This window comes from Cellulomonas sp. KRMCY2 (genome assembly GCF_000526515.1).
Lineage (GTDB): Bacteria > Actinomycetota > Actinomycetes > Actinomycetales > Cellulomonadaceae > Actinotalea.
Genome location: NZ_JAGF01000001.1, coordinates 613092 through 634794 on the forward strand (window position 1 = coordinate 613092; position 21703 = coordinate 634794).

General features: G+C 71.5%; 22 protein-coding genes, 1 tRNA gene and 1 riboswitch. Of the genes, 13 read left to right on the top strand and 10 right to left on the bottom strand.

Annotation, left to right across the window (positions count from 1 at the left end; genetic code table 11):
- Nucleotides 1-9: 9 nt before the first annotated feature.
- The gene (locus K415_RS0103050; RefSeq protein WP_197024649.1) at nt 10-1407 is read right to left on the bottom strand and encodes a DNA methyltransferase; all 1398 of its coding nucleotides are present in this window, start codon (nt 1405-1407) and stop codon (nt 10-12) included.
- A 254-nt stretch (nt 1408-1661) separates the two neighbouring features.
- On the bottom strand, nt 1662-2276 hold the full coding sequence (locus tag K415_RS24160) for a hypothetical protein (protein ID WP_024285637.1): 615 nt from the start codon (nt 2274-2276) through the stop codon (nt 1662-1664).
- 286 nt (nt 2277-2562) lie between these two features.
- On the opposite strand from K415_RS24160, the gene mobF reads away from it, so the two are divergent.
- From mobF to K415_RS0103080, 5 genes are all read left to right on the top strand, one after another.
- Nucleotides 2563-5454 (top strand): MobF family relaxase, encoded by a 2892-nt coding sequence (mobF, locus tag K415_RS0103060; RefSeq protein ID WP_024285638.1) that lies wholly within the window; start codon nt 2563-2565, stop codon nt 5452-5454.
- A gap of 34 nt (nt 5455-5488) precedes the next feature.
- A complete protein-coding gene (locus K415_RS0103065) occupies nt 5489-5707 on the top strand; it encodes a helix-turn-helix domain-containing protein (RefSeq protein ID WP_024285639.1) in 219 nt (72 codons plus the stop codon).
- Complete coding sequence (locus K415_RS0103070; RefSeq protein ID WP_024285640.1) at nt 5707-6852, top strand: site-specific integrase; 1146 nt, start codon at nt 5707-5709, stop codon at nt 6850-6852. Before K415_RS0103065 ends, K415_RS0103070 begins: the two co-directional genes overlap by 1 nt.
- A 182-nt stretch (nt 6853-7034) precedes the next feature.
- Nucleotides 7035-7457, top strand: coding sequence for a DUF4145 domain-containing protein (locus K415_RS0103075; RefSeq protein WP_024285641.1), 423 nt, complete (start codon nt 7035-7037; stop codon nt 7455-7457).
- Between the two features lie 57 nt (nt 7458-7514).
- A complete protein-coding gene (locus K415_RS0103080; protein WP_024285642.1) occupies nt 7515-7712 on the top strand; it encodes a hypothetical protein in 198 nt (65 codons plus the stop codon).
- A gap of 16 nt (nt 7713-7728) precedes the next feature.
- Here K415_RS0103080 and K415_RS0103085 read toward each other — a convergent pair whose 3' ends face one another.
- The 3 genes from K415_RS0103085 to K415_RS0103095 form a co-directional block, all read right to left on the bottom strand.
- Nucleotides 7729-8328: a hypothetical protein gene (locus K415_RS0103085; RefSeq protein ID WP_155859341.1), complete on the bottom strand. Its 600-nt coding sequence runs from the start codon at nt 8326-8328 to the stop codon at nt 7729-7731.
- Nucleotides 8329-8573: 245 nt separating this feature from the next.
- Complete coding sequence (locus K415_RS0103090) at nt 8574-9251, bottom strand: hypothetical protein (protein ID WP_024285644.1); 678 nt, start codon at nt 9249-9251, stop codon at nt 8574-8576.
- Between the two features lie 251 nt (nt 9252-9502).
- Nucleotides 9503-9575 (bottom strand) — tRNA-Arg (locus tag K415_RS0103095).
- A 95-nt stretch (nt 9576-9670) separates the two neighbouring features.
- Here K415_RS0103095 and K415_RS0103100 point away from each other — a divergent pair.
- Nucleotides 9671-10534, top strand: coding sequence for a hypothetical protein (locus K415_RS0103100; protein ID WP_155859342.1), 864 nt, complete (start codon nt 9671-9673; stop codon nt 10532-10534).
- 33 nt (nt 10535-10567) lie between these two features.
- Here the strand turns inward: K415_RS0103100 and K415_RS0103105 are convergent, their stop codons facing one another.
- Complete coding sequence (locus tag K415_RS0103105; RefSeq protein WP_024285646.1) at nt 10568-11557, bottom strand: aldo/keto reductase; 990 nt, start codon at nt 11555-11557, stop codon at nt 10568-10570.
- A gap of 21 nt (nt 11558-11578) precedes the next feature.
- Here K415_RS0103105 and K415_RS24165 point away from each other — a divergent pair, with 21 nt between their 5' ends.
- From K415_RS24165 to K415_RS0103135, 6 genes are all read left to right on the top strand, one after another.
- The gene (locus K415_RS24165; protein WP_197024651.1) at nt 11579-12058 is read left to right on the top strand and encodes an SRPBCC family protein; all 480 of its coding nucleotides are present in this window, start codon (nt 11579-11581) and stop codon (nt 12056-12058) included.
- 136 nt (nt 12059-12194) lie between these two features.
- The gene (gene ddaH / locus K415_RS0103115) at nt 12195-13028 is read left to right on the top strand and encodes a dimethylargininase (RefSeq protein WP_024285648.1); all 834 of its coding nucleotides are present in this window, start codon (nt 12195-12197) and stop codon (nt 13026-13028) included.
- A complete protein-coding gene (gene rocD / locus K415_RS0103120; RefSeq protein WP_024285649.1) occupies nt 13025-14227 on the top strand; it encodes an ornithine--oxo-acid transaminase in 1203 nt (400 codons plus the stop codon). The genes ddaH and rocD overlap by 4 nt, the downstream gene beginning before the upstream one ends.
- Nucleotides 14228-14314: 87 nt before the next feature.
- Nucleotides 14315-14818: an Lrp/AsnC family transcriptional regulator gene (locus K415_RS0103125; RefSeq protein WP_024285650.1), complete on the top strand. Its 504-nt coding sequence runs from the start codon at nt 14315-14317 to the stop codon at nt 14816-14818.
- Nucleotides 14819-14867: 49 nt separating this feature from the next.
- A complete protein-coding gene (locus K415_RS0103130; RefSeq protein WP_024285651.1) occupies nt 14868-15863 on the top strand; it encodes a daunorubicin resistance protein DrrA family ABC transporter ATP-binding protein in 996 nt (331 codons plus the stop codon).
- Entirely contained in the window at nt 15860-16705 is an 846-nt protein-coding gene (locus K415_RS0103135) for an ABC transporter permease (protein ID WP_024285652.1), read from the top strand. Before K415_RS0103130 ends, K415_RS0103135 begins: the two co-directional genes overlap by 4 nt.
- A 63-nt stretch (nt 16706-16768) precedes the next feature.
- Here the strand turns inward: K415_RS0103135 and K415_RS0103140 are convergent, their stop codons facing one another.
- From K415_RS0103140 to K415_RS0103155, 4 genes are all read right to left on the bottom strand, one after another.
- Nucleotides 16769-17818, bottom strand: coding sequence for a universal stress protein (locus K415_RS0103140; protein ID WP_024285653.1), 1050 nt, complete (start codon nt 17816-17818; stop codon nt 16769-16771).
- Nucleotides 17819-17897: 79 nt separating this feature from the next.
- Nucleotides 17898-18497 (bottom strand): HNH endonuclease, encoded by a 600-nt coding sequence (locus K415_RS0103145; protein ID WP_081785161.1) that lies wholly within the window; start codon nt 18495-18497, stop codon nt 17898-17900.
- A gap of 171 nt (nt 18498-18668) precedes the next feature.
- Nucleotides 18669-19376 carry a C40 family peptidase gene (locus K415_RS0103150; RefSeq protein WP_369795172.1) on the bottom strand — a complete coding sequence of 236 codons (708 nt, stop codon included), beginning with the start codon at nt 19374-19376 and terminating at the stop codon, nt 18669-18671.
- 50 nt (nt 19377-19426) lie between these two features.
- A riboswitch (cyclic di-AMP (ydaO/yuaA leader) is annotated at nt 19427-19585 on the bottom strand.
- A gap of 112 nt (nt 19586-19697) precedes the next feature.
- Nucleotides 19698-20441, bottom strand: a complete 744-nt coding sequence (locus tag K415_RS0103155; protein ID WP_024285656.1) for a metal-dependent transcriptional regulator — start codon at nt 20439-20441, stop codon at nt 19698-19700.
- Nucleotides 20442-20538: 97 nt separating this feature from the next.
- Here K415_RS0103155 and serC point away from each other — a divergent pair, with 97 nt between their 5' ends.
- Nucleotides 20539-21678 carry a phosphoserine transaminase gene (serC, locus tag K415_RS0103160; protein ID WP_024285657.1) on the top strand — a complete coding sequence of 380 codons (1140 nt, stop codon included), beginning with the start codon at nt 20539-20541 and terminating at the stop codon, nt 21676-21678.
- Nucleotides 21679-21703 lie beyond the last annotated feature (25 nt).

The window sequence follows — 21703 nt, forward strand, 5'->3', positions numbered from 1 at the left end:
GGCGCTAACCTACCGGCCCGACTGGCGCTCGGGTGGCAGCGGCGCCGCTCGCACGTCGCCGGGGCGGGCCGCGGGACCATCCTTCTTCAGAACGATGAGCCGCTCTGACAGTGGGACACGGTGACGATCGGCGTTCTGCGCCCACCTCTCACCCCTGACGCGCAGGCTGACATCGTCGGCAAATCTGAAGCCAACCTGCTCCGCAAACTCGCCCATGAGTCGGGGTGTGTCGACGTACACCCCGTACGGGGCACTATCCCCGACGAGCCACACCGCATTCGCTCCATCTTCGAGGTTGTCGTGTAAGTTTCGAAGCACATCCCACATCGCCAAGAAGTACGCAGGAGCGACCTGGTCATACTCTTTGGACCGGCGCCCTCTGAGCCGTTTCGCATCCGTCAGGGCGCCCACGATCGCCAGGACTTCGTCGACTGGGCCGTCGACCCCAGCCAGCGAGGACCCTCGTTCCTCAAGCTGCCGAATTGAGGAGTTCCTCTCAGCTACCGAAGACTGCTGCGTGGTCGCGGTCAACATGTCGCCGCGCACGTCACGGCACATCTCGTGCCACGTAGAGACGTCGCCCCAGAAGTAGAGTTCCAGCCGCGTCGCGTCCGCGTAATCGAAGTTGTTCAGGTACGGAGGCGATGAGACGCAGGCGGCGAACGGCCCTTCAAGCGCTGCCCAGGCGGATGGTTCCCGTGAATCCCCAGTTATGACCTGAGCGTACGGACGGATCGCCGATTCGGCCGCGAGTTCTTCGAGATCGTAGGCCATCATTTCGACGCGATCTTCGAAGCGGCTGATCGGGTCGCTGAAGCGGGGTTTCCTAGGGGAGCCGGGCCTCTGGTACGGCCAACCGACCTTGACGTCAGCGACGTCGCGCAACGTGGCGAGAAGCGCCCACTTCACGTACCCCGCTCCCGGGCGATCCTGCTCCTTCTTGATCAAGTCTCGCATCGCGACGAGCGCACCCAGGGTCGTGTCGCCAAAACTGCGCCGCACAAGCTCGACCTCGCCGGAGAGACTTGCGGGTGTCTCGCGAGCGGCCCGCCGTCCGTGGGATGCGACCTCCAGGCTGAGCGCACGCACCTCGCTGGGGTCAGCCGTCGGCGCGAGCTTCAGTCGCGCCAGTTCCGCGATTAAGGGATGGGCCTCGACTCCGGCGAATGCGAGCCCGCGCGTGCGGGCCGCGGTGCCCGTGACACCGGAGCCAGCAAAACAGTCTACGACGGTCCCTCCTCGAAGCTCGAGACCATCCAGGAGCAGTGCGACGTAGTCGCTCGCGAACCCTGCGGGGTATCGGAACCAGCGGTCGAACGGCTCGCGACTACTGGTTCCGTGGCGCCGACCGCGCCCAGAGCCACGCTCAGTGGGCCACACCGGCTCAACCTCCATCGATAGGGACATGACGCTATTCCACCACGGTGGTGCGGCCGGCCGCCACGGCGGATCAGACAGTGGTGGACGGAGCGGGGCCGTGCCGTCGGCCGGCAGGTCGAGGAGCCTGCAGTCGATGTCGCTGGTGCATGTGCCCCGGTCACGCTCGGCGACTTCCGGCCCACACGCGCACGTCGCTGGAGGCGACAATTCGCCCATGTAGGTCGCGGTGGACGTGGCGAGCATCCCCGAGATGCAAGAGGAGTCGACGCTCTGGGTCCTCCTCATCCCACCCAGAAGTCGAAGGCGGAGGGCTCGGGCCAGGCCGCGCGGCGCCCCGGTGTTCCGACGAACTCCATGAGGCTGAGCTTCCCGTCGCGCACCCAGAGGATCACCTCGAAGGGGTTGTCATCGTCCAGGGATCGGCCCTGGGCCGGGACCCGAACCTCACCCTGTACCCGGCCCCCCAGGACTGACCACAGCGGAGCTGTGGGGTCCTCAACCACGAGGTTGATGGTTGGGCAGCCGCACTGGCAAGACTCGGTGACCACGACGCTCCGTGCCTGCTGACGCAGTACCCGGGCGTCTGGGAAGTCCAGCGCCAGCAGCGCATCCAGGACCGCCCGCTCCCACCACGTGAGCCGCCCGCCCACGCCTTCTTGGACGGCGAGCCGGCCCACCTGCTGGAGGGCGACGCTTTCGCTCCACGGTTGGCCCGACTCGTCAACCAGCACGTGCTCATGGCCAGCGCCCAGCACCTCACGGATCACTCTGGCGACCTCGTCCGCGACCAGCGCCGGGGACCTCGCCTCCGTCGAGAACGGGCCAGTCGACGCTTCGATCACCGCGATCCAGCGCGTCGCCTCCACCGGGAAGACCTCAACCTGCAGCTCGGACACAGATCGATTGTCCACCGGAGCCCGGCGCGTCATCGATGACACGCGATGACGGACCGGCGGCCGAAATCGCCGTCATCGCACTTGTTCGCGTCATCGCCGACGACGCCAGTTCGTCATCGCTCTGTCTATCGGGCGTGAGGAGTCTGGCGTCGTGTGCACGTCCCGACTCCGCTCCTCTGCACCGCGAGACGCGCCAGAACGGCGGGCAGCGACGGGTCTTCTCGTCTCCCGCCGCACACCTGCAGGTAGCGGAGTCCGACGCCGTGAGAGGAGGTGACTGCCGGTGATGTCGATGCACAAGCTCGCGGCCGGGGACGGGTATGCGTACCTGACCCGGCACGTGGCCGCGGGTGACGCCGGCCTCGACGCCGGGGCATCGCTGACGGCGTACTACGAGCAGACCGGCAACCCTGCTGGCCGGTGGTTCGGCGAGGGCCTCGGCGGCCTTGGCGATGGGGCGAGGCGCCTTCGCCCCGGCGATGTCGTCATCGAGGCGGCGATGACGGCCGTGTTCCGCGACGGCGTGGACCCTCTGACCGATGACGCGTTGGGTCGCCCGTACCCGCGGTTCGATGACGCGAAGCGGCACGCGGTCGTCGGGTACGACCTGACCTTCACCGCCCCGAAGTCGGTCTCGGTGCTGTGGGCGCTGGCCGATGACGCGACTCGCGTCATCGTCTATGACGCGCACTGGGCGGCGCTGGCGTCATCGTTGGAGTTCGTCGAGCAGCGCGTCATCCGCACGCGCATCGGCGACGGCGGCCGTCATCAGGTCCGCACCCGCGGGATGGTCGCCGCGGCGTTCGACCACTGGGACACCCGGGCCGGCGACCCGAACCTGCACACCCACGTCGTCATCGCCAACAAGGTCCAGGGGCACGACGGCGCGTGGCGCAGCGCCGACGGCCGCACCGTCCATGCCGCGGTCGTCACCGTCTCCGAGCTCTACGACACCCTGCTCGCCGACGAACTCGCGCGGCGCCTGCCGGTCGAGTGGTCGATGCGGAACCGCGGTCCCCGCCGCAACCCAGCCTTCGAGGTCGACGGGATCGGCGACGACCTCCTGGCCCACTTCTCCGCCCGGGCCGAGCAGATCCACTGCGCCGAGCAGGAGTGGCTCGCCCAGTTCGAGGCCGGCCACGGGCGCGCACCGACGCGGGTCGAGACGACCCGCGCGCGGCAGCACCTGACGCGGGCGACGCGGCCGCCGAAGACGGTCCGGCCGCTTGCCGACCTGCTGGCGGACTGGGCGAACCGTGCCCGCGGGCTGACCGGGCTCAAGCCACACGACCTCGCGGCTCGCGCGCTGACCGGCACCTACGGCCGGGCGCTGCACGCGCACGACGTCGGCCCTGAGGTCCGGGCGGCGATGGTCGCCCAGGTGCTCGATGACGTGTCGACGCGGCGGTCGGTGTGGACGACGTGGAACCTCGGCGCCGGAGCCGTGCGGGCGTCGAAGCTGCTGCGGATGGCCTCGCCTGCCGAGCGGCGGGCCCTTCTCAACGAGATCACGACCGAGGCCTCGGCGGCGTGCGTGCACCTGGACGACGAACGCGACCCAATGACGCGGCGGGTCGGTGAGTCTCTGTACACGACGACCGAGCTGCTCGGTGCGGAGAAGGTGCTCATCGACGCCGCCGAGACCGACGGCTTCCCCCACCGCTCCCGCGAGGCGCTCGGTCTGGTACAGCTGCGCGCCGAGCACCACCTCGGCGCGCTCGCGCCTGACCAGCGGACGGCAGCCGAGGCCGTCATCACCTCCGGTCGGCTGCTCGACGTCCTCGTCGGGCCTGCGGGCTCCGGCAAGACCACCACCCTCGCCGCGCTCACCGCATTCTGGCGGCAGGGCATCGGGCCGGTCGTTGGTCTGGCGCCCTCGGCCACCGCGGCACGAGCCCTCACCGAGTCCCTCGGAATCACCTGCGAGACGACCGCGAAATGGCTGCACGAGTCCACCGGTGACAGTGGCGCGGCCCGCGCGCTCCGCTTCGCGGACGCCGTCGAGCGGGAAGCGGCTGGCGACTTCCGCGAGTTGCGCGCGGCTCGGGAGGAGCAGTTGCGGCTGCGAGCCGAGCAGGACCAGTGGCGGTTCTCCCCCGGGCAGCTCGTCATCGTCGACGAGGCCTCCCTCGCCGATACCCGCACCCTCGCGGCGATCGTCGAGCAGGCGCACGCTGCGACGGCCAAGGTGCTGCTTGTCGGGGACCATCTGCAACGCGGGTCGGTCGACGCCGGCGGGGCGTTTGGGATGCTCGCGCGCCGCGGCCCCACCGCCGAGCTCACCAGCCTCTGGCGGTTCACGCACCCTTGGGAGGCGCGCGCCAGCCTCGAGCTCCGACGCGCCCACCCCGCCGCGCTCGACGCCTACGAGGCCCATGGCGCCATCACGTCTGGCGACCACGACGCGATGCTCGACGCCGCCATCGACGCAGCCAGCAACGCCAGCGAGCACGGCAAGGTCGCGGTGCTGCAGGCGGTCGACAACCGGACCGTCCGCGAGCTCAACTCCCGCATCCGCGCCGACCGCATCACCGTCGGCGACGTCGCCCCCGACGGGGTTGGGCTGCACGACGGGCTGACTGCCGGCGTCGGCGACCGGATCGTCACCCGACGCAACCACCGACGTCTGACCACCGCCGATGGATTCGTGCGCAACAGCGCCCTGTGGGACGTGGCCGCGGTTCTGCCCGACGGCGCACTGCGCGTCCGACCCACGAGCGGCGGCGGCGCGCACGCCGTCCGGCTCCCGGCCGAGTACGTCGCCGAGCACGTCGAGCTCGGCTACGCCACGACCATCGCCCGCACGCAGGGCATAACCGTCGACGAGACCCACACAATCGCCGCCCCGGGCATGGGCCGGGAGGATCTGTACGTCGCGATGAGCCGCGGCCGCTATGCCAACCGGGCCTACGTCGTCGTCGACCAACCCGACCCGGAGTGCCTGCCCGGCCAGGCGCCGTCGTCGGGCCGGCAAGTGCTCGAGCGGATCCTCGCCACCAGCCACGCCGAGCCCAGCGCTACCGAGACCTGGGCGACGTACCTCGCCGCCCAGGCCGCGCCCGTCGTGCCGCCCGCGCGTCCACAGCAGCCGTGGAGCGCCGTGCCTCCACAGCCTGCGCCGCATCGCTTGACCGCCGTCCCGCCACCGGTCCCCGATGGACCGGTGCTCGGACTGTAAGGAACGCCAACCACAACCACGAAGGAGAAGGACCATGACCACCACCGCGCAGCGCACCGAGGGAACCACCGTCACGCCCGCCCGGCAGTACTACCGCGTGAAGGACGCGGCCGAGGTGCTCGGGGTGCCGCCCCGGACGCTGTACCACCTGGCCGAGCGCGAGCAGATCCCGTGCCGGCGGCTGGGCACGGTGATCCTCATCCCGGCGGCATGGGTCGAGCGCGAGCCCGCCATGCCGCCCAAGCGGCGCTGATGTCCGTCACCAAGCGGGTTCTCCCGTCGGGCAACGTGACCTGGCGCGCGAAGGTGTTCTTCGAGCGCCGGGTCATCGCCCAGCGGTCGTTCGCGCGCCGGGTCGACGCCAAGCGCTGGGAGGCGGACCAGCTCGCGAAGCTCGACACCGGCTCCTGGATCGACCCGACGCGCGGACGCATCACGTTCGCGGCGCTGGCCGAGGAGTGGCAGGGGTCGCGTGGTCACCTGGCGGTGCGCAGCCAGGAGACCACGCGGTTCCTGCTCGACAAGTACGTGATCGGCGAGATCGGGGCGTTCCCGATCGCGGCGATCTCGGCGGCCGACGTCGAGCGGGCGATGTCGGCGATGACGGCCCGCGGGCTGGCGACGGCGACCCGGCGCCGGGCGCTGTCGATGATCCGGCTGGTGCTCGACTACGCGATCCGCGACCGGCGGCTGAGCGTGAACGTCGCGCGGATGGTGTCGCTGCCGCGCGGCGGGACCAAGCGGGAGCCGCACTGGCTGCGGCCCGAGCAGCTCGGCCGGCTGGTCATGGCGGTGCCGCCGCTGTGCCAGCCGGTCGTGCTGTTCCTCGGGCTGACCGGGTGCCGGTTCTCGGAGATGGCGGCGCTGCGGGTCGACGACGTCGTGCAGACCCCGCACGGGCTCGGGGTGCGCGTGCACCGAGCGGCGACGCAGTCCAAGCGCACGAGCGGGGCGGTGTTCGGGCCAACAAAGACCCACCAGACCCGGACGGTGCCGGTGCCAGCGGCGCTCGATGCGTACGTGCGGACGCGGGTCGCCGGGACCGCGCCGGGCGGGTACCTATTCCCGAGCCCGACCGGGGGCGTGTGGACAAACACCAACTTCCGAGCGCGGTCGCGGTGGATGGAGGCGACGCGACGGGCTGGCGTCGAGGGCACGACCATCCACGACCTGCGACACACGGCCGCGTCGCTACTCATCGCGGCCGGGGCCGACGTGAAGGCGGTGCAGGTGATCCTCGGACACTCGACTGCCACGATGACGATGGACCTGTACGGCCACCTGTTCAGCGAGGCGACCTGGCAGGCGATGGAGCGGCTGCCCGCGATACCGCTGATGGAAGCGCCGCTGGCGATCGAGGCGCCCAACAGCCCTCCTTCCAGCGCTTCCGTCCAATGACAGGCGGCTTGCTCCATTTCGGGCCGCTGGCGTAGGGGCACGCGGCCGGGGCTGTCGGGCATTCCCTGCGAGGATGGGGTATGGCATCGCAGCGTCTCCGTAACCCGAGGCCCGCGCCGCAGAATCCCGACACGATCCCGACACCAAACGACCTCAGCGGCCCGTGCCCGCGCTGCGGCCGAGTGAGCAACTTCAAGCACGAGGAGGAGCAGTCGCTCGTCCTCCGCCGCTTCCGGTGGCCCGGCTACGGGGGTTACTTGCAGGAGCGGGCGGACTTGCTCACCTGCAACGGGTGCCAGGAGACGACAGTCGTTGTCACCGAGCGATTCGGCGACCAGGAGTTCGGGGTGATGCACGTCTACCCAGCGCCCGGGGCTGGCACTCTCGACGAGCAGGTCAGCGAGGGCGTGGCCTCGGCTTACGACGAGGGCATGAGGTGCCTCAGCATCGGCGCGAACCGCGCGGCCGCGGTCATGTTCCGATCAGCTCTGAGCCTGTTCGTGAAGGACAAGGGCAGTGAGAAGGCCAAGGGCGAACGCCACCTGAAGACCGCCTTGCGGCACATGAAGGAAGACGGCGATCTTCACAAGTCCCTCTGGGATTGAGCGGACCACCTGAACCAACTCGGCAACGAGGGCGCGCATCCGGAGGACTACGACGACGTGACCGCCTCGGAGGCCGAAGGACTTGGCAAGTTCGTGCGCCACCTCATCCGGCACGAGTACGAGATGCCAGCCCAGTTGCTCCGGGATCAGGGCCTACTCAACGACGATCAACCAGACGCGGAAGAGGAGGAGCCCGGCGCGGCCGCCGACGGCGACCCGGCGCTCGCCGGCGGGCTCGATCCGCATGGGTCCTAGGAGCCCCCACCTCGGCTCATCCGCTCGACACACGTGCGGGAGGCTGCTCACGCGGATGGTCGAGCAACACGACGTCGGACCACTCCTCCTGGCCTGCACGGCTGACGATCTTGACTCTGAACTGAGGCAGCCCCGCTCCGGCGCCCAGACTGAGCGTGAAGCGGCCGTAGGCGCCCATCGGTATCGGACCGACTTCCGCGGTCCTGCCGTAGTCCAACCCCGTTCTCGCCACGGGGTGTCGGATACGACCTTCAACTTCCCCCAAGATCGGCTCGTACACCACGACGGAGTCCAGGTCGGTTGGCCCCTCGTTGGTGACGCGGTAGATCGCGTCAGGACCGTCGTGGGGGACGAGCCGCTCAACGGCCACGGCCAACCGTGGATGCCTCTGCCGCTGGTCTTCTGCGCGGTCAGCCTCGGCCGTTACTGCCGCTGCCCCCGCGGACTTCTCGGCGGCATCTGCCGAACGCCTGGCTTCGGCGAGACTGGTCTCGGCGGCGTCGGCGGAGCGCCTCGCATGGCCCAGCGCTCGCACGGCGACCACGGCGCTGATCACAGCGACGGCCGTGGCGATGATCGTTAGGGCCAGCATGAGCTGACGGTAGACCAGATGCACACAGACGGTCTCGCCCCACTGTCGCTCCGCTGCGATGGACCTCGTCGCATGGCGGCCACAAGTCAGGATGCCGGAGGCCCGGGGGCTTCGCTCCTGCATCGGGCGACTGCCCGACGTCGCGGCCAGCCAAGCACGGAGCGCAACTCGACGCTGCGGCCTGCGCACGCGTCACGGTGAGGGAGGGCGGGCCGCCGTGGACCGCAAGGATCGAGCAACTAGGGCGAGAGCCACCAACGGCACCTCGCTCATTGGTCGACTTGACTGTCGGGTTCGGACGGCTGCGGCTCAGCTGCACGTTGCGCCTGACGCATCGCGGCAGCTCGCTCCGCACGCCACTTCCGGTACTCCTCGACCTGTACGCGCTCGCGGTCCTCTGCCTCTGCCTCGGCGGAGGAGATCAGTCGGCGGTGCTCCTCGAGACTCGCTGCAGCGGGGAGGGTCCGAATCGCGTGCCGCTCGCGCCACGCCAGAAGCTCGATGGCAGAGGCCAGGAGTGACGGACCCGGGTCCGCGTCCGCGTCTTGGTAGATGTACTCCACGACCGGGGACCGCACGTACAGCTCGGCGAGCTCGGCAAGCCGTTCATACGCCTTCTTGTCTCGCGTGAACGAGACGACGTGAAGGGTCTCGTCCCAGGCCCGCTTCGCACTGTTCCAGCTCAGCATGCCCGCCTCTATGGCGCGGTCGTCATGGTCCTCCCCCGCCTTGACCGGCGCGGGGTAGAGCCGCTCGACCTGCACATCGCGAAGAAGGCGGTGCGCCTGCCGATAAGCCGCCACGTCGTCCTGACGCCGTCGAGAGCGCCACTGAAGGAACCATCGACCCGGGAAAGCAATGAGGCCAACAAGCAGGCCGACCACCGTCGTCACGGCGGTGTTGACGGCAAGCACCGACAGGTCCGGGTCCTCGGCAAGGAGCCGCATAACCCCGAGGATAGGCGAACGGGCCCTCCTGCTGGCCGCGAGCGCGTCGCACGTCGAGCGCGCGGCGCCCAGTCCTCGACTCGTCGAACCTGCGTCTGGTACGTCCGCCAGCGTCCGTCCACGTTCTTGACAGGCCGTCCACGGCCTGAGACAAGCCGCTGACCACGCGCTGACCGCAAAGCCGCAAACCGGACACGGAACCTGGCGCAGCGAAGGCGCCTATACAGCCCCTGACCTGCACAAACACCCCGTGCGCCTGGGCAGATTCGAACTGCCGACACCCGCTTTAGGAGAGCGGTGCTCTATCCCCTGAGCTACAGGCGCGAGGCCTCGGGGCGGGGACGTCGAGGCCGTGCACGAGCGTACCGTGCGGCCCGCTCCGCGCGACGCCGTCGTGCCTGCCGTGCGACCATCGGCCCATGTCAGCACGCCATCGTTCCCTGCCGCCCGGCCCCGGCTCCGACGTGGCCGTGCCGGGCGCGGACGCCGTCGCGCCCGGCCCGACGGGCATCTCCTTCATCGACGCCGCCTTCGACAAGGCCGTCGCCATCCCGTCCGCCGCGATCGCCGCGCACGTCGAGCGGTTGCGCCGGCGCAACCCGCACGCGAGCCCTGACCAGATCATCCGGCTGCTCGAGAAGCAGTACCTGCTGGCGATCTCCGCGTCGGGCGGCGCGGTGGGCGCGGCGGCGGCGGCACCGGCTGTCGGCACGAGCGTGGGCATCGCCCTGACCGCCAGCGAGATCGCGTCGTTCTTCGCGGCATCGTCGGCGTTCGCGCTCGGCGTCGCGCACGTGCACGGGATCGGGGTGGAGGAGACCGCCCGACGCCGGACCCTGCTGCTCGCGACGGTCCTCGGCGAGCAGGGCGCCCAGACGGTGGGGGCGGAGACCGGGCTCGGCACCAAGGCCTGGGCCCGGACCCTGCTGCTCAACATGCCGACGACGACCATCAAGCGGGTCAACAGCGCGTTGACGCGCCGGGTGCTGCGTCGTCAGGCGACCCGGCAGGGCGCGCTGGCGTTCGGCAGGCTCGCCCCGTTCGGCATCGGCGCGGTGATCGGCGCGACCGGCGCACGTGCGCTCGGCCGGACCGTCATCACCGCCGCGCACCGAGCGTTCGGGCCGCCGCCCGCTCAGTTCCCGCGGACGATCGAGATCGCCGTCAGCGGATCGCCCGACCAGGCGCCGCAGCGCGTCCTCGAGGCCTTCGACGTGGGCGCACCAGGTGCGACGAACGGCCCGATCACCGGCGGACCGACCGACTGGCCGACCCCGCGCTGACCGCCGGGCGACCGCTCACCGGCCGCACACGCATCACCACCGCCCGTGCACGTGCTCCCGGATGCGCTCGTCGTACACGGCACGCAGGGCGTCGAGGGTCGCGTCGTCGAGCGGGGCGAGCGCCCCGGCGGCGGCGTTGGCGCGCGCCTGCTCGGGCCGGCTGGCACCGGGGATGGCGGCCGTGACACCTGGCTGGTCGATGATCCAGCGCAGCGCGAGCTGGGCCGTCGTCGCACCCTGCGGCGCGAGGCGCGCGACCTCCTGGGCGGCGGCGACCCCGACGTCGTACGGGACGCCCGAGAACGTCTCGCCCATGTCGAACGCCTCGCCGTGCCGGTTGTAGGTGCGGTGGTCGTCCGCGGCGAAGACCGTCGTCGCGTCGAACTTGCCGGTCAGCAGGCCGCTGGCGAGCGGGACGCGGGCGATGATGCCCACGCCGGCCTCGACCGCGGCCGGCAGCACGGCCTCGAGCGGCTTGCGGCGGAACACGTTGAGGATGATCTGCACGGTGGCGACGTTCGGCCGGGCGATCGCGGTGAGCGCCTCGGCGACGGTCTCGACCGAGACGCCGTACGCGGCGGCACGGCCCTCGGCGACGATCGTGTCGAGGTCGTCATAGGTCCGGTCCCGCTCGAAGACCGGGGTCGGCGGGCAGTGCAGCTGGATCAGGTCGAGCGTGTCGACGCCCAGGTTCTCCCGCGACCGGTCGGTCCAGGTGCGGAAGGCGTCGAGCGTGTAGGCCCCCTCGACGTGCGGGTTGGCGCGACGGCCCATCTTGGTCGCCACCGTCAGGCCCGCGTCCGGACCGCGCCGGCGCAGGAGCTCACCGATGAGCTTCTCGCTGCGCCCGTCGCCGTACCCGTCGGCGGTGTCGAGGAAGGTCACGCCGGCGTCGACGGCCGCGTCGAGCACCGCCAGACCCTGGTCCGACGTCACCTCGCCCCAGTCCCCGCCGAGCTGCCAGCAGCCCAGCCCGATGACGCTGACGGGGCGTCCGGTCCGTCCCAGAACACGCTTCTCCATGCCCACAAGTTACCGTGGACCGTGCCCCGCCCACGCCCGCCCGCCACCGCCACGCGCGTGCTGCGGGTCCCCGCCGAGCAGGTCTGGGACGTGGTGACCGACGTCCGCAACCACACGCGCTGGGTGCCGATGACCCGGATCGACGCCACCGCGGGCCTGCGCGTCGGTGACCGTTTCGAGGCCGTCAGCGGTCCGTTCGCGACGGCCGGCGCACCCGGTCTGGCCGACCGCATGGTGATCGAGCGCCTCGACCCGCCGTCGACCGCCGCGGCCACCTCCGGGCTCGCCGTCTACCGCAAGCTCGGGCCGGTGCTCCTGGGCACCGCCGAGGTCCGTGTCCGCCCCCTCGGCCCGGACCACTGCGCGCTCACCTGGGTCGAGGACGTGCACCTGCGCGGCCTGCCGGCGGGCGCCACCGCCCGGGTCCTGCGGCCCGTGCTCGGTACGATGCTCCGCGTGGTGATGGCCCGTGCATCGGCCGAGCTCCGAGCCGCGACCTGACGACGCGCAACGTTCCGCCGCCGATCGGCCGATCCGCGCAACGGATCGACGTCCGACACGCAGGTTTGCGACCCGCCGCTCGGTCGCCCGCGGACCTAGCCTCGTCAGAAGCCACCCCCGACAGACCCGAGGACCCATGACGACGACGCGTACCTCCACCCCACGGCACTACCTGATGTGCTCCCCGAAGCACTTCGAGGTCAGCTACGAGATCAACCCGTGGATGGACGTCACGCGTGCCACCGACACGGCGCGCGCCGTGCGGCAGTGGGAGAACCTGCGCGCGACCTATCTGGCCTGGGGCCACACGGTCGACCTCATCGAGCCCATCCCCGGCCTGCCGGACATGGTCTACGCCGCCAACGGCGCCACCGTCGTCGACGGCCTGGTCTACTCCGCGAAGTTCACCTACCCGGAGCGCGCCGCCGAGGGCCCCGCGTACCAGAAGTGGTTCGCCGACCAGGGCTTCGTGACCCAGACCGCCGCCGAGACCAACGAGGGCGAGGGCGACATCCTCATGGTCGGCGACGTCATCCTCGGCGGCTCGGGCTTCCGCACCGCCGTCGCCGCGCACGCCGAGCTCGCCGCCCTGACCGGCCGCGAGGTCGTGACGCTCGAGCTCGTCGACCCGCACTACTACCACCTCGACACCGCGCTCGCCGTGATCGACAGCGACCCCGCCTCGCCCCTGATCGCCTACTACCCGCCGGCCTTCTCGGCGGCCTCGCAGGCCGTGCTCGCCGCCCGGTACCCCGATGCGATCATGGCGAGCGCCTCCGACGCCGTCGCGCTCGGGCTCAACGCGGTGTCCGACGGTCGACGCGTCGTCGTGGCACCGGGGGCGGTCGACCTCGCCGCCCAGCTGCGCGAGCGCGGCTTCGAGCCGTTCGGCGTCGACACGAGCGAGCTGCTCAAGGGCGGTGGCGGCGCCAAGTGCTGCACGCTCGAGATCCGGCGCGCACAGCCATGACCACACCGCTGACGGTGAGCCACCTCGCGGGCAACTACCACCCGCTGCCCGTCGTCCTGACCGACGGCAAGGGCTCCTGGCTGCGCGACTCCGCAGGGGTCCGCTACCTCGACCTGCTCGCGGGGTACTCGGCGCTCAACTTCGGCCACCGGCACCCCGCGATCATCGCCGCGGCGCACGCCCAGCTGGACCGGGTGACCCTCACCTCGCGAGCCTTCGACCACGACCTGCTCGAGCCGTTCGCCGACGCCCTCGCGCACCTGATCGACGCCGACCTCGTGCTGCCGATGAACACCGGTGCCGAGGCCGTCGAGACCGCGATCAAGGCGAGCCGCAAGTGGGGCTACGAGGTCAAGGGCGTCGCACCGGACCGCGCCACCATCGTGGTCGCCGACGGGAACTTCCACGGCCGGACGACGACCCTCATCTCCTTCTCCACCGACCACGACGCGCGGACCGGTTTCGGGCCGTACACGCCGGGCTTCCGGGTCGTGCCGTACGGCGACGCCGAGGCGCTGGCCGCAGCGATCGACGAGACCACCGTCGCCGTCCTCCTCGAGCCGATCCAGGGCGAGGCGGGTGTGATCGTGCCGCCGGCCGACTACCTGCCCACCGCACGAGCGCTGTGCGACCGGCACGGCGTCCTGCTGGTGGCCGACGAGATCCAGTCCGGCCTCGGCCGGACCGGGTCCACGCTGGCCTGCGACCTCGTCGGCGTCCGGCCGGACCTCGTGCTCCTGGGCAAGGCCCTCGGCGGCGGGGTCGTCCCGGTCTCGGCGGTGGTCGGCCGACGTGACGTGCTCGAGGTGCTCACGCCCGGCACGCACGGCTCGACGTTCGGCGGGAACCCCCTGGCCTGCGCCGTCGGGCTCGCCGTCATCGGGCTGCTCGAGACCGGCGAGCCCCAGGCCAGGGCCCGCGAGCTCGGCAACCACCTGCACGCCCGGCTCGCGGACCTCGTCGCGGACGGCAGCATCGTCGCCGTCCGCGGGGTCGGGCTGTGGGCCGGGTTCGACATCGACCCCGGGCACGGGACCGGCCGTGAGCTCAGCGAGCGGCTGCTGACCCGACGCGTCCTGGTCAAGGACACCCACGGCCAGACGGTGCGGCTCGCACCACCGCTGACGATCGAGCAGGCCGACCTGGACTGGGGCCTCGACCAGCTGGTCGACGCGCTGCACCGACCGACCGCGCACTGACCAGCCACCACCTGCACCTACCCAGCACCCCACCCGGCACTGCCCGACACCCACCCAGCACCGCCCGGCATCGGGCATGCTGTGCCCATGCCGCCCGCCGCCGACGACCAGGTCGACGCCACCCCGACCACGGGGCCGCTCGACCGGATCGATGCCGCCGTCCTCGACCAGCTCGCGCAGGACGCGCGCGCGAGCTTCGCCCGGATCGGCGCGCAGGTGAACCTGTCCGCCTCGGCCGTCAAGCGCCGCGTGGACCGGCTGCGTGCCCGCGGGGTGATCGACGGCTTCACCGTGCGCCTCGACCCCGCGGCGCTGGGCTGGGCCACCGAGGCGCACGTCGAGGTGTTCTGCACCGGCTCGACCAGCCCGGCCACGATGCGCGAGGCCTTCTCGCGCTACCCGGAGGTGGTCGCCGCGAGCACCGTGACGGGCGAGGCGGACGCCGTCGTGAGCGTCCGCGCGCACGACGTCCGGCACCTCGACGCGGTGGTCGAGCGGATCAACGCCGAGCCGTTCGTGCGCCGCACCCGGTCGACGGTCGTCCTGACCCCGCTCGTCCGGCGCACCCAGCTGCCCGGTTCGGGTCGATAGGGGTCGATAGGGACTGTTCCTTGTCAGTGGCCCGATGCACCATGGACCGATGACGTCCACCGAGCTCGCCATCGAGGCACACGGCCTCGTCAAGCACTTCAAGACGACCAAGGCCGTCGACGGCATCGACCTCGCTGTCCGCACAGGCACCGTGTACGGCGTCCTGGGCCCCAACGGCGCAGGCAAGACAACGGCCGTGCGGATGCTCGCCACCCTGCTGCGCCCGGACGCCGGGTCGGCCCGGGTGCTCGGTCACGACGTCGTGCACGACGCCGACACCGTGCGCGGGCTGGTCGGCCTGACCGGCCAGTACGCCTCGGTCGACGAGGACCTGACCGGCACCGAGAACCTCGTCCTGCTGGCCCGGCTGTACGGCTACTCACGGCCTGCTGCCCGCAGCCGCGCCGCCGAGCTGCTGCACGCCTTCGACCTCGAGGAGGCCGCCGACCGTCAGGTCAAGACCTTCTCCGGCGGGATGCACCGCCGGATCGACCTGGCCGCGAGCATGGTGACCAGCCCGCGTGTGCTGTTCCTCGACGAGCCGACCACCGGCCTCGACCCGCGCAGCCGCAACCAGGTCTGGGACATCGTCCGGGTGCTGGTCGCCGACGGCGCCACCGTCCTGCTCACGACCCAGTACCTCGAGGAGGCCGACCAGCTGGCCGACCGGATCGCCGTCATCGACCACGGCAAGGTGATCGCCGAGGGCACGGCCAGCCAGCTCAAGGCGTCGGTCGGCTCCGGCTCGGTGCACCTGACCGTGGCCGACGCGAGCCAGCGGGCCCTCGCGCAGGAGGTGATGGAGCGGGCCCTCGGCGGGCCGGTCGCGGTCGGCGGCGACTCCTTCACGCTCTGGTCCCGGATCGACGGTCCACACTCGGCGATCGACCTGCTGCCGGCGCTGCTGGACGCCGGCATCGACGTGGCCGGTCTGGCCCTGGGCCAGCCGAGCCTCGACGAGGTCTTCCTGGCCCTGACCGGCCATCCGGCACAGGACACCGACGACGACGAGGCCACGACAGGCCGCCAGGAGGAGGTCGCATGAGCAGCGAGATCACCACCCAGCAGAGCGCGGCCGTCGAGATCAACCCGTTGCGCGCCGCGATCGCGCCACGCGAGCAGCCGCCGCGGCCGGGTCCACTCGCGAACGCCCTGACCTTCGGCTGGCGCGCCCTGCTCAAGATCAAGCACGTCCCCGAGCAGCTCTTCGACGTGACGCTGACGCCGATCATCTTCACCCTGATGTTCACGTACCTCTTCGGCGGGGCCATCGCCGGGGACGTGCGGACCTACCTGCAGTACCTGCTGCCCGGGATCCTCGTGCAGACGGTCCTCATGATCACCGTCTACACCGGGTTCACGATCAACACCGACATCACCAAGGGCGTCTTCGACCGCTTCCGGTCGCTGCCGGTGTGGCGGCCCTCGCCGATCGTCGGCGCGCTGCTGGGCGACACGGTCCGCTACACGATCGCCTCAACGATCACCATCGGCCTCGGCTTCGCCCTCGGGTTCCGCGCAGGCGGGGGCATCACCGGCGTCCTGCTCGCGCTCGCACTCCTGCTGGTGTTCGCGTTCTCACTCAGCTGGATCTTCACCGCGCTCGGGCTGGTGCTGCGCTCACCCAACGCGGTGATGGGCACCTCGATGCTGATCCTGATGCCGCTCACGTTCGCGAGCAACGTCTTCGCCGACCCGGCGACCATGCCGCCGTTCCTGCAGGCATGGGTGGGCGTCAACCCCGTCAGCCACCTCGTCACCGCCATCCGCGGGCTGATGGCCGGGACCGCGACCGTGAGCCAGGTCGCCTGGGTGCTGGTCGCCTCGGCGCTGCTGACGGCAGTGGTCGCGCCGATCACGATGCGGCTGTACCGCAACCGCAACTGACCGAGCGGTCGGCTGCACCACCGCGATCGGCTGCACCACCTGACTGAGCTCGGTCGGCCGCACCTAGCTGAGCTCGGTCGGCGACCACTCCTCGGCGCTCGCGCGGGTCGTGACGACCATGACGGGGCACGCGGCATGGTGGAGCACCGCCTGGCTGGTCGAGCCGAGCAGCAGGCCGGCGAACCCCCCGCGACCGCGGGACCCGACGATCACGAGGTCGACGGCCGACGAGAACTCGGTCAGCAACGCGGCACCTGTGCCGTCCAGCACGTGCCGACGGACCTGGACGCCCGGATGGTCGGCGAGGGCACGGTCGACCACCACGTCGAGGCCCTCGGCGACGTCACGGAGCACGGCCTCGTGGTCGACGGCGGCGGGCAGCCAGGCCAGGATGCCCGCACCGGTCCCGACCGGGACCGCGGCGAGCGCCGTGAGCTCGGCGCCCCAGATCTCGGCCTCGTGGACCGCCCGGGTGAGAGCAGCCTCCGCGGCGGGCGAGCCGTCAACACCGACCACGATCCTGCGGACCACCGGCCGGCCCGCAGCGTCCTCACTCGGTGCACCGATCGCCCATCCGCCCGCGACGGCCACCTCGGGGCCCGTGACGGGCTCCTGCGGGCCTGTGGCGGCCTCCTGCGGCGTCGTCCCGGTACCCCGCGAGCTCGCGGCGGGTTTCTCGGGCCGGAACGGCACGACGACCGTCGGGCAGTGGGCGTGCGCCGGCAGGGCGGAGGAGACAGTACCGAGGAGCCGCTCGGCGAAGCCACCGCGACCACGGGTCCCGACGACCACTGCCGCCGCACCCCGGGAGAGCTCGACCAGGATCGCTGCCGCATCGCCTGTCGCCACGGCCGACGTCGTCCGGACACCTGTCGGCGCGATGCGCGCGACGGCCTCGTCGAGGACAGCACGGGCGCCCTCGGCGATGGCCGTGTCGTCGAGGGCGGCGTAGCCCCCGTCGAGCGCGGCAGCGGTGAAGGACGGCATCGAGTACGAACAGACGAGGTGCAGGCCGAAGCCGTGCACCTTGGCCAGCGCGGCGGCCCAGTCGACTGCGTGGAGGCTCGCCGGCGAACCGTCCACACCCACCAGGACCACGTCTTCGTGAGTCATGCTGCCTCCTGTGCGACTGCCCCTGGGGCCAGTCTGCCCCGGATCGCCGCGCCGCGGGTCCTAACGACGCGGGCGCCGGTCAGGAGGCAAGGTAGGCGGACCAGGAGGGATGCGGGCGAACCGTTACAGCGAGCAGCGCGGACCCGCCCCGGGGTACCGTCGGTGCGATCAGCAGCTGCCACCCGATCTCGGACAGCAACCGGTCGGCCTTGCGGTGGTTGCAGCGCGAGCAGGCCGCCACCACGTTCGTCCACTGGTGCAGGCCACCGCGCGAGCGGGGATGCACGTGGTCGACGGTGTCCGCCGGTCCCGCGCAGTAGGCGCACCGGTGCCCGTCCCGCTGCAGGACGGTGCGCCGGCTGGGCGGGACGGTCCCCCGGAACGGCACATGGACGTAGCGCGTCAGGCACAGGACCTGCGGGGCCGGCAGGCACAAGCGCTCCGAGCGGAGCAGCTGACCGTCCGTCTCGAGGACGACAGCCTTGCCACTGAGCACGAGGCTGACCGCGCGGTGCACGCTCACCACGCAGAGCGGCTCGCGGCTCGCATTGAGCAGGAGCGCGCGACGCAGGGCGGCGGAGGGATGCACCCGGGCCGCGGCCGACCCGTCGGCGGGCCCGTGCTGCACCTGGTGCGGGGCGGGGAGCGCAGGCGGACCGCCCGTCGACTCGCGGGTCATCAGCACGGCGGTCTCCCTGACCGGAGCGGTCGGCCCCGGCTGGCTGCGCGGGTCCGGCTGGTGGAGCAGCGCTGACAGCGTACGACAGACACCTGCGCGACCGCCGTCGGTCGGACACAGGACGACCCCGGACCGATCGGTCCGGGGTCGTGCCGTACGGGTGCTGCGCCGTCAGCCGGTGACGCGGATGAAGATCGGGTTGCTCTGCCAGATGTCGCGGAACTGGATCGTCTTGCCAGGCCGCGGGGAGTCGATCTGCGTGTTGCCACCGGCGTAGATGCCGACGTGGCCCGGGGACCAGATCAGGTCGCCCGGCAGCGCGTCGGCCCGTGAGACGACGACGCCGGCGTACCGCTGGTCCGCCGATGCGTGCGACAGCGAGATACCCAGCTGCCCGTACACGTACGAGGTGAAGCCGGAGCAGTCGAAGCCGTCGGGCGTCGTGCCACCGGAGACGTACGGCGTCCCGACGTAGCGGGCAGCGACCTCGAGGACGGCGTTGCCCTCGACGGTCTGCGGGATCGGGTTGGACGCGACCTCGACCCGGTCGGCGGACCGCGACGTCGACGTCGTGCGGACCACGACGGGCTCAGGCTCCGGGTTCGCGACGACAGTGATGTCGGGGGCGTCGAACGACCATGCGGCGTCCACCGGGACCGAGACGATCGGCGAGGTCGCCAGAGCGGCGCGGGCCTGGGCGGTCAGGGCCGAGACGTCGACGGCCGGAAGGACGTTGGACGGGCCCTCGGCCGGGGCCGCAGAGGCCGGCATGGCCATCGTCATCATCAGGCCACCGGAGGCGGCGACGACAGCGGACTTGCGGCCGACGGAGGCGAAGCTGCCGGTGGCGGCTGTCGCGAAGTCGTCCAGTGGGGTCACGGGGCGACGTGCTGCGCGATGGCGCGCACGCGGGGGGCTGACGGTCACGCGATACCTCTCCGAACGCCTACGAGGTGAGCTGTCGGGTTCGGGTGGGAGATCACCCGGCCTCGATCACACCGTTTCCGGTGCTCACGCGGCTTCACCCCAAGGACGCCGTCTCCGGCGCCCGATGGTGGTTCCCCCGCTCCTGCCAGCGGTTCGTACGAAACCTCAGTCGGTGGCAGGACTAGGCGAAACCGACCGAGGGCATCCACCGAGGAGGGTTCGGAGGAGCAACCCAGACAGTACCCGACCGTTCGCTGAAATGTCACGCTCAGGTCACGGAACGGCGAGTGATTCGTTCGTCACACTCACGAAGACGTGGCGCGCGATGTCGTCCGGCAGGTCGAGGACGTGCTCCGCGCCGGGCACGCCGACGGTGACGACCCCCTCGCCGCGCTCGATCGTCACGCGCGCCCCGGGCACCACCCCGGCCGCGGCGAGCCGCTCCAGCAGCTCCGTGTCGGTCTGCACCGGCTCGCCCAGCCGCGCGATGACCGACTCGTGCGGCGCAGCAGGCTCGCTGCCCGGCGCGAACGCCGGCAGGTCGACCAGGTGGACGAGGCTGATGACCCCGTCGAGGAAGCCCTCGGCCGGCAGGTGCTCGCCCAGCTCGGCGAGCCCGGGGATCGGGTTGCCGTACGGCGAGCGCTGGGGATGGTCGAGGATCTCGACCAGCCGGCGCTCGACCCGGTCGCTCATCACGTGCTCCCAGCGGCAGGCCTCGTCGTGCACGAAGGCCCAGTCCAGCCCGATCACGTCGGTCAGCAGGCGTTCGGCCAGCCGGTGCTTGCGCATGACCCGGGTGGCCTTGAGGTGGCCGGCCTCCGTGAGCTCGAGGTGGCGGTCGCCGCTGACGACCACCAGGCCGTCGCGCTCCATCCGGGCGACGGTCTGCGACACCGTCGGCCCGGAGTGCCCGAGCCGCTCGGCGATGCGTGCGCGCAGCGGGACGATGCCCTCCTCGGCCAGCTCGAAGATGGTCCGCAGGTACATCTCGGTGGTGTCGATGAGATCGCTCACGCGTGGCGCCCTTTCTGTGACCGGTGCCGTCGGGCCCAAGGCTACGGTGCGGCGCGACCCTCCGGTGCAGCACGTTCGCGCGGCCTAGAGTTGTGCTGTGACCCCCACGACCGACCCCACGACGATCGACGTCCCCGCGCGCCTGCTGCCCCAGGACGGACGCTTCGGCTCCGGCCCGTCCAAGGTGCGCGCGGCGCAGGTCGAGGCCTTGGCGGCCGTCGGTGGCACCCTGCTCGGCACGTCCCACCGGCAGGCCCCGGTTCGCGCCGTCGTCGGCCGGGTACGGGCCGGTCTCGCCGAGCTGTTCGCGCTGCCCGACGGCTACGAGGTGGTGCTGGGCAACGGTGGGTCGACGGCGTTCTGGGACCTCGCGACGTTCAGCCTGATCGTCGACCGCGCGCAGCTGTGCGCGCACGGCGAGTTCGGCACGACCTTCGCGCGCGCCGTCCAGCGCACGCCGTTCCTCGGCACACCCACGGTGCGGACGGCCGAGCCCGGCAGGCTCGCGCTGCCCGAGCCCGAGGCCGGCATCGACACCTACGCGTGGGCCCACAACGAGACGTCGACCGGTGTCGCGGCACCCGTGGTCCGCCCGGCAGGCACGGCCGGCGAGGCGATCGTCCTGGTCGACGCGACGTCGGGCGCCGGCGGACTGCCGGTCGACGTGTCGCAGACCGACGTCTACTACTTCGCGCCGCAGAAGTCGTTCGCGTCCGACGGCGGGCTGTGGCTGGCGCTGTGCTCGCCGGCCGGGATCGAGCGGGCCGAGCAGATCAGCGCCGCCGGCCGGTGGATGCCGAACTTCCTCTCGCTGACCACGGCGATCGCGAGCTCGCGCCTCGACCAGACCCTCAACACACCGGCCATCGCGACGCTCGTGATGCTGGCCGAGCAGATCGACTGGATGCTCGAGCACGGCGGCCTGCCCTGGGCGACGGCGCGCACCGCCGAGTCCGCACGCCACCTGTACGGCTGGGCGCAGGCCCGGGACTGGGCCTCGCCGTTCGTCGCGGACCCGGCCGCCCGCAGCACCGTCGTCGGCACGATCGACCTCGACCCGTCGGTCGACGCCGCCGTGCTGTGCGCGGTCCTGCGCCGGCACGGCATCGTCGACATCGAGGCCTACCGCAAGCTCGGCCGCAACCAGATCCGGGTCGCCATGTTCCCGGCGATCGACCCGGCCGACGTCCGTGCGCTGACGACCTGCATCGACCACGTCGTCGAGCGGCTCGGATGACCACCGGCAGGCCGAGCTCCGCCAT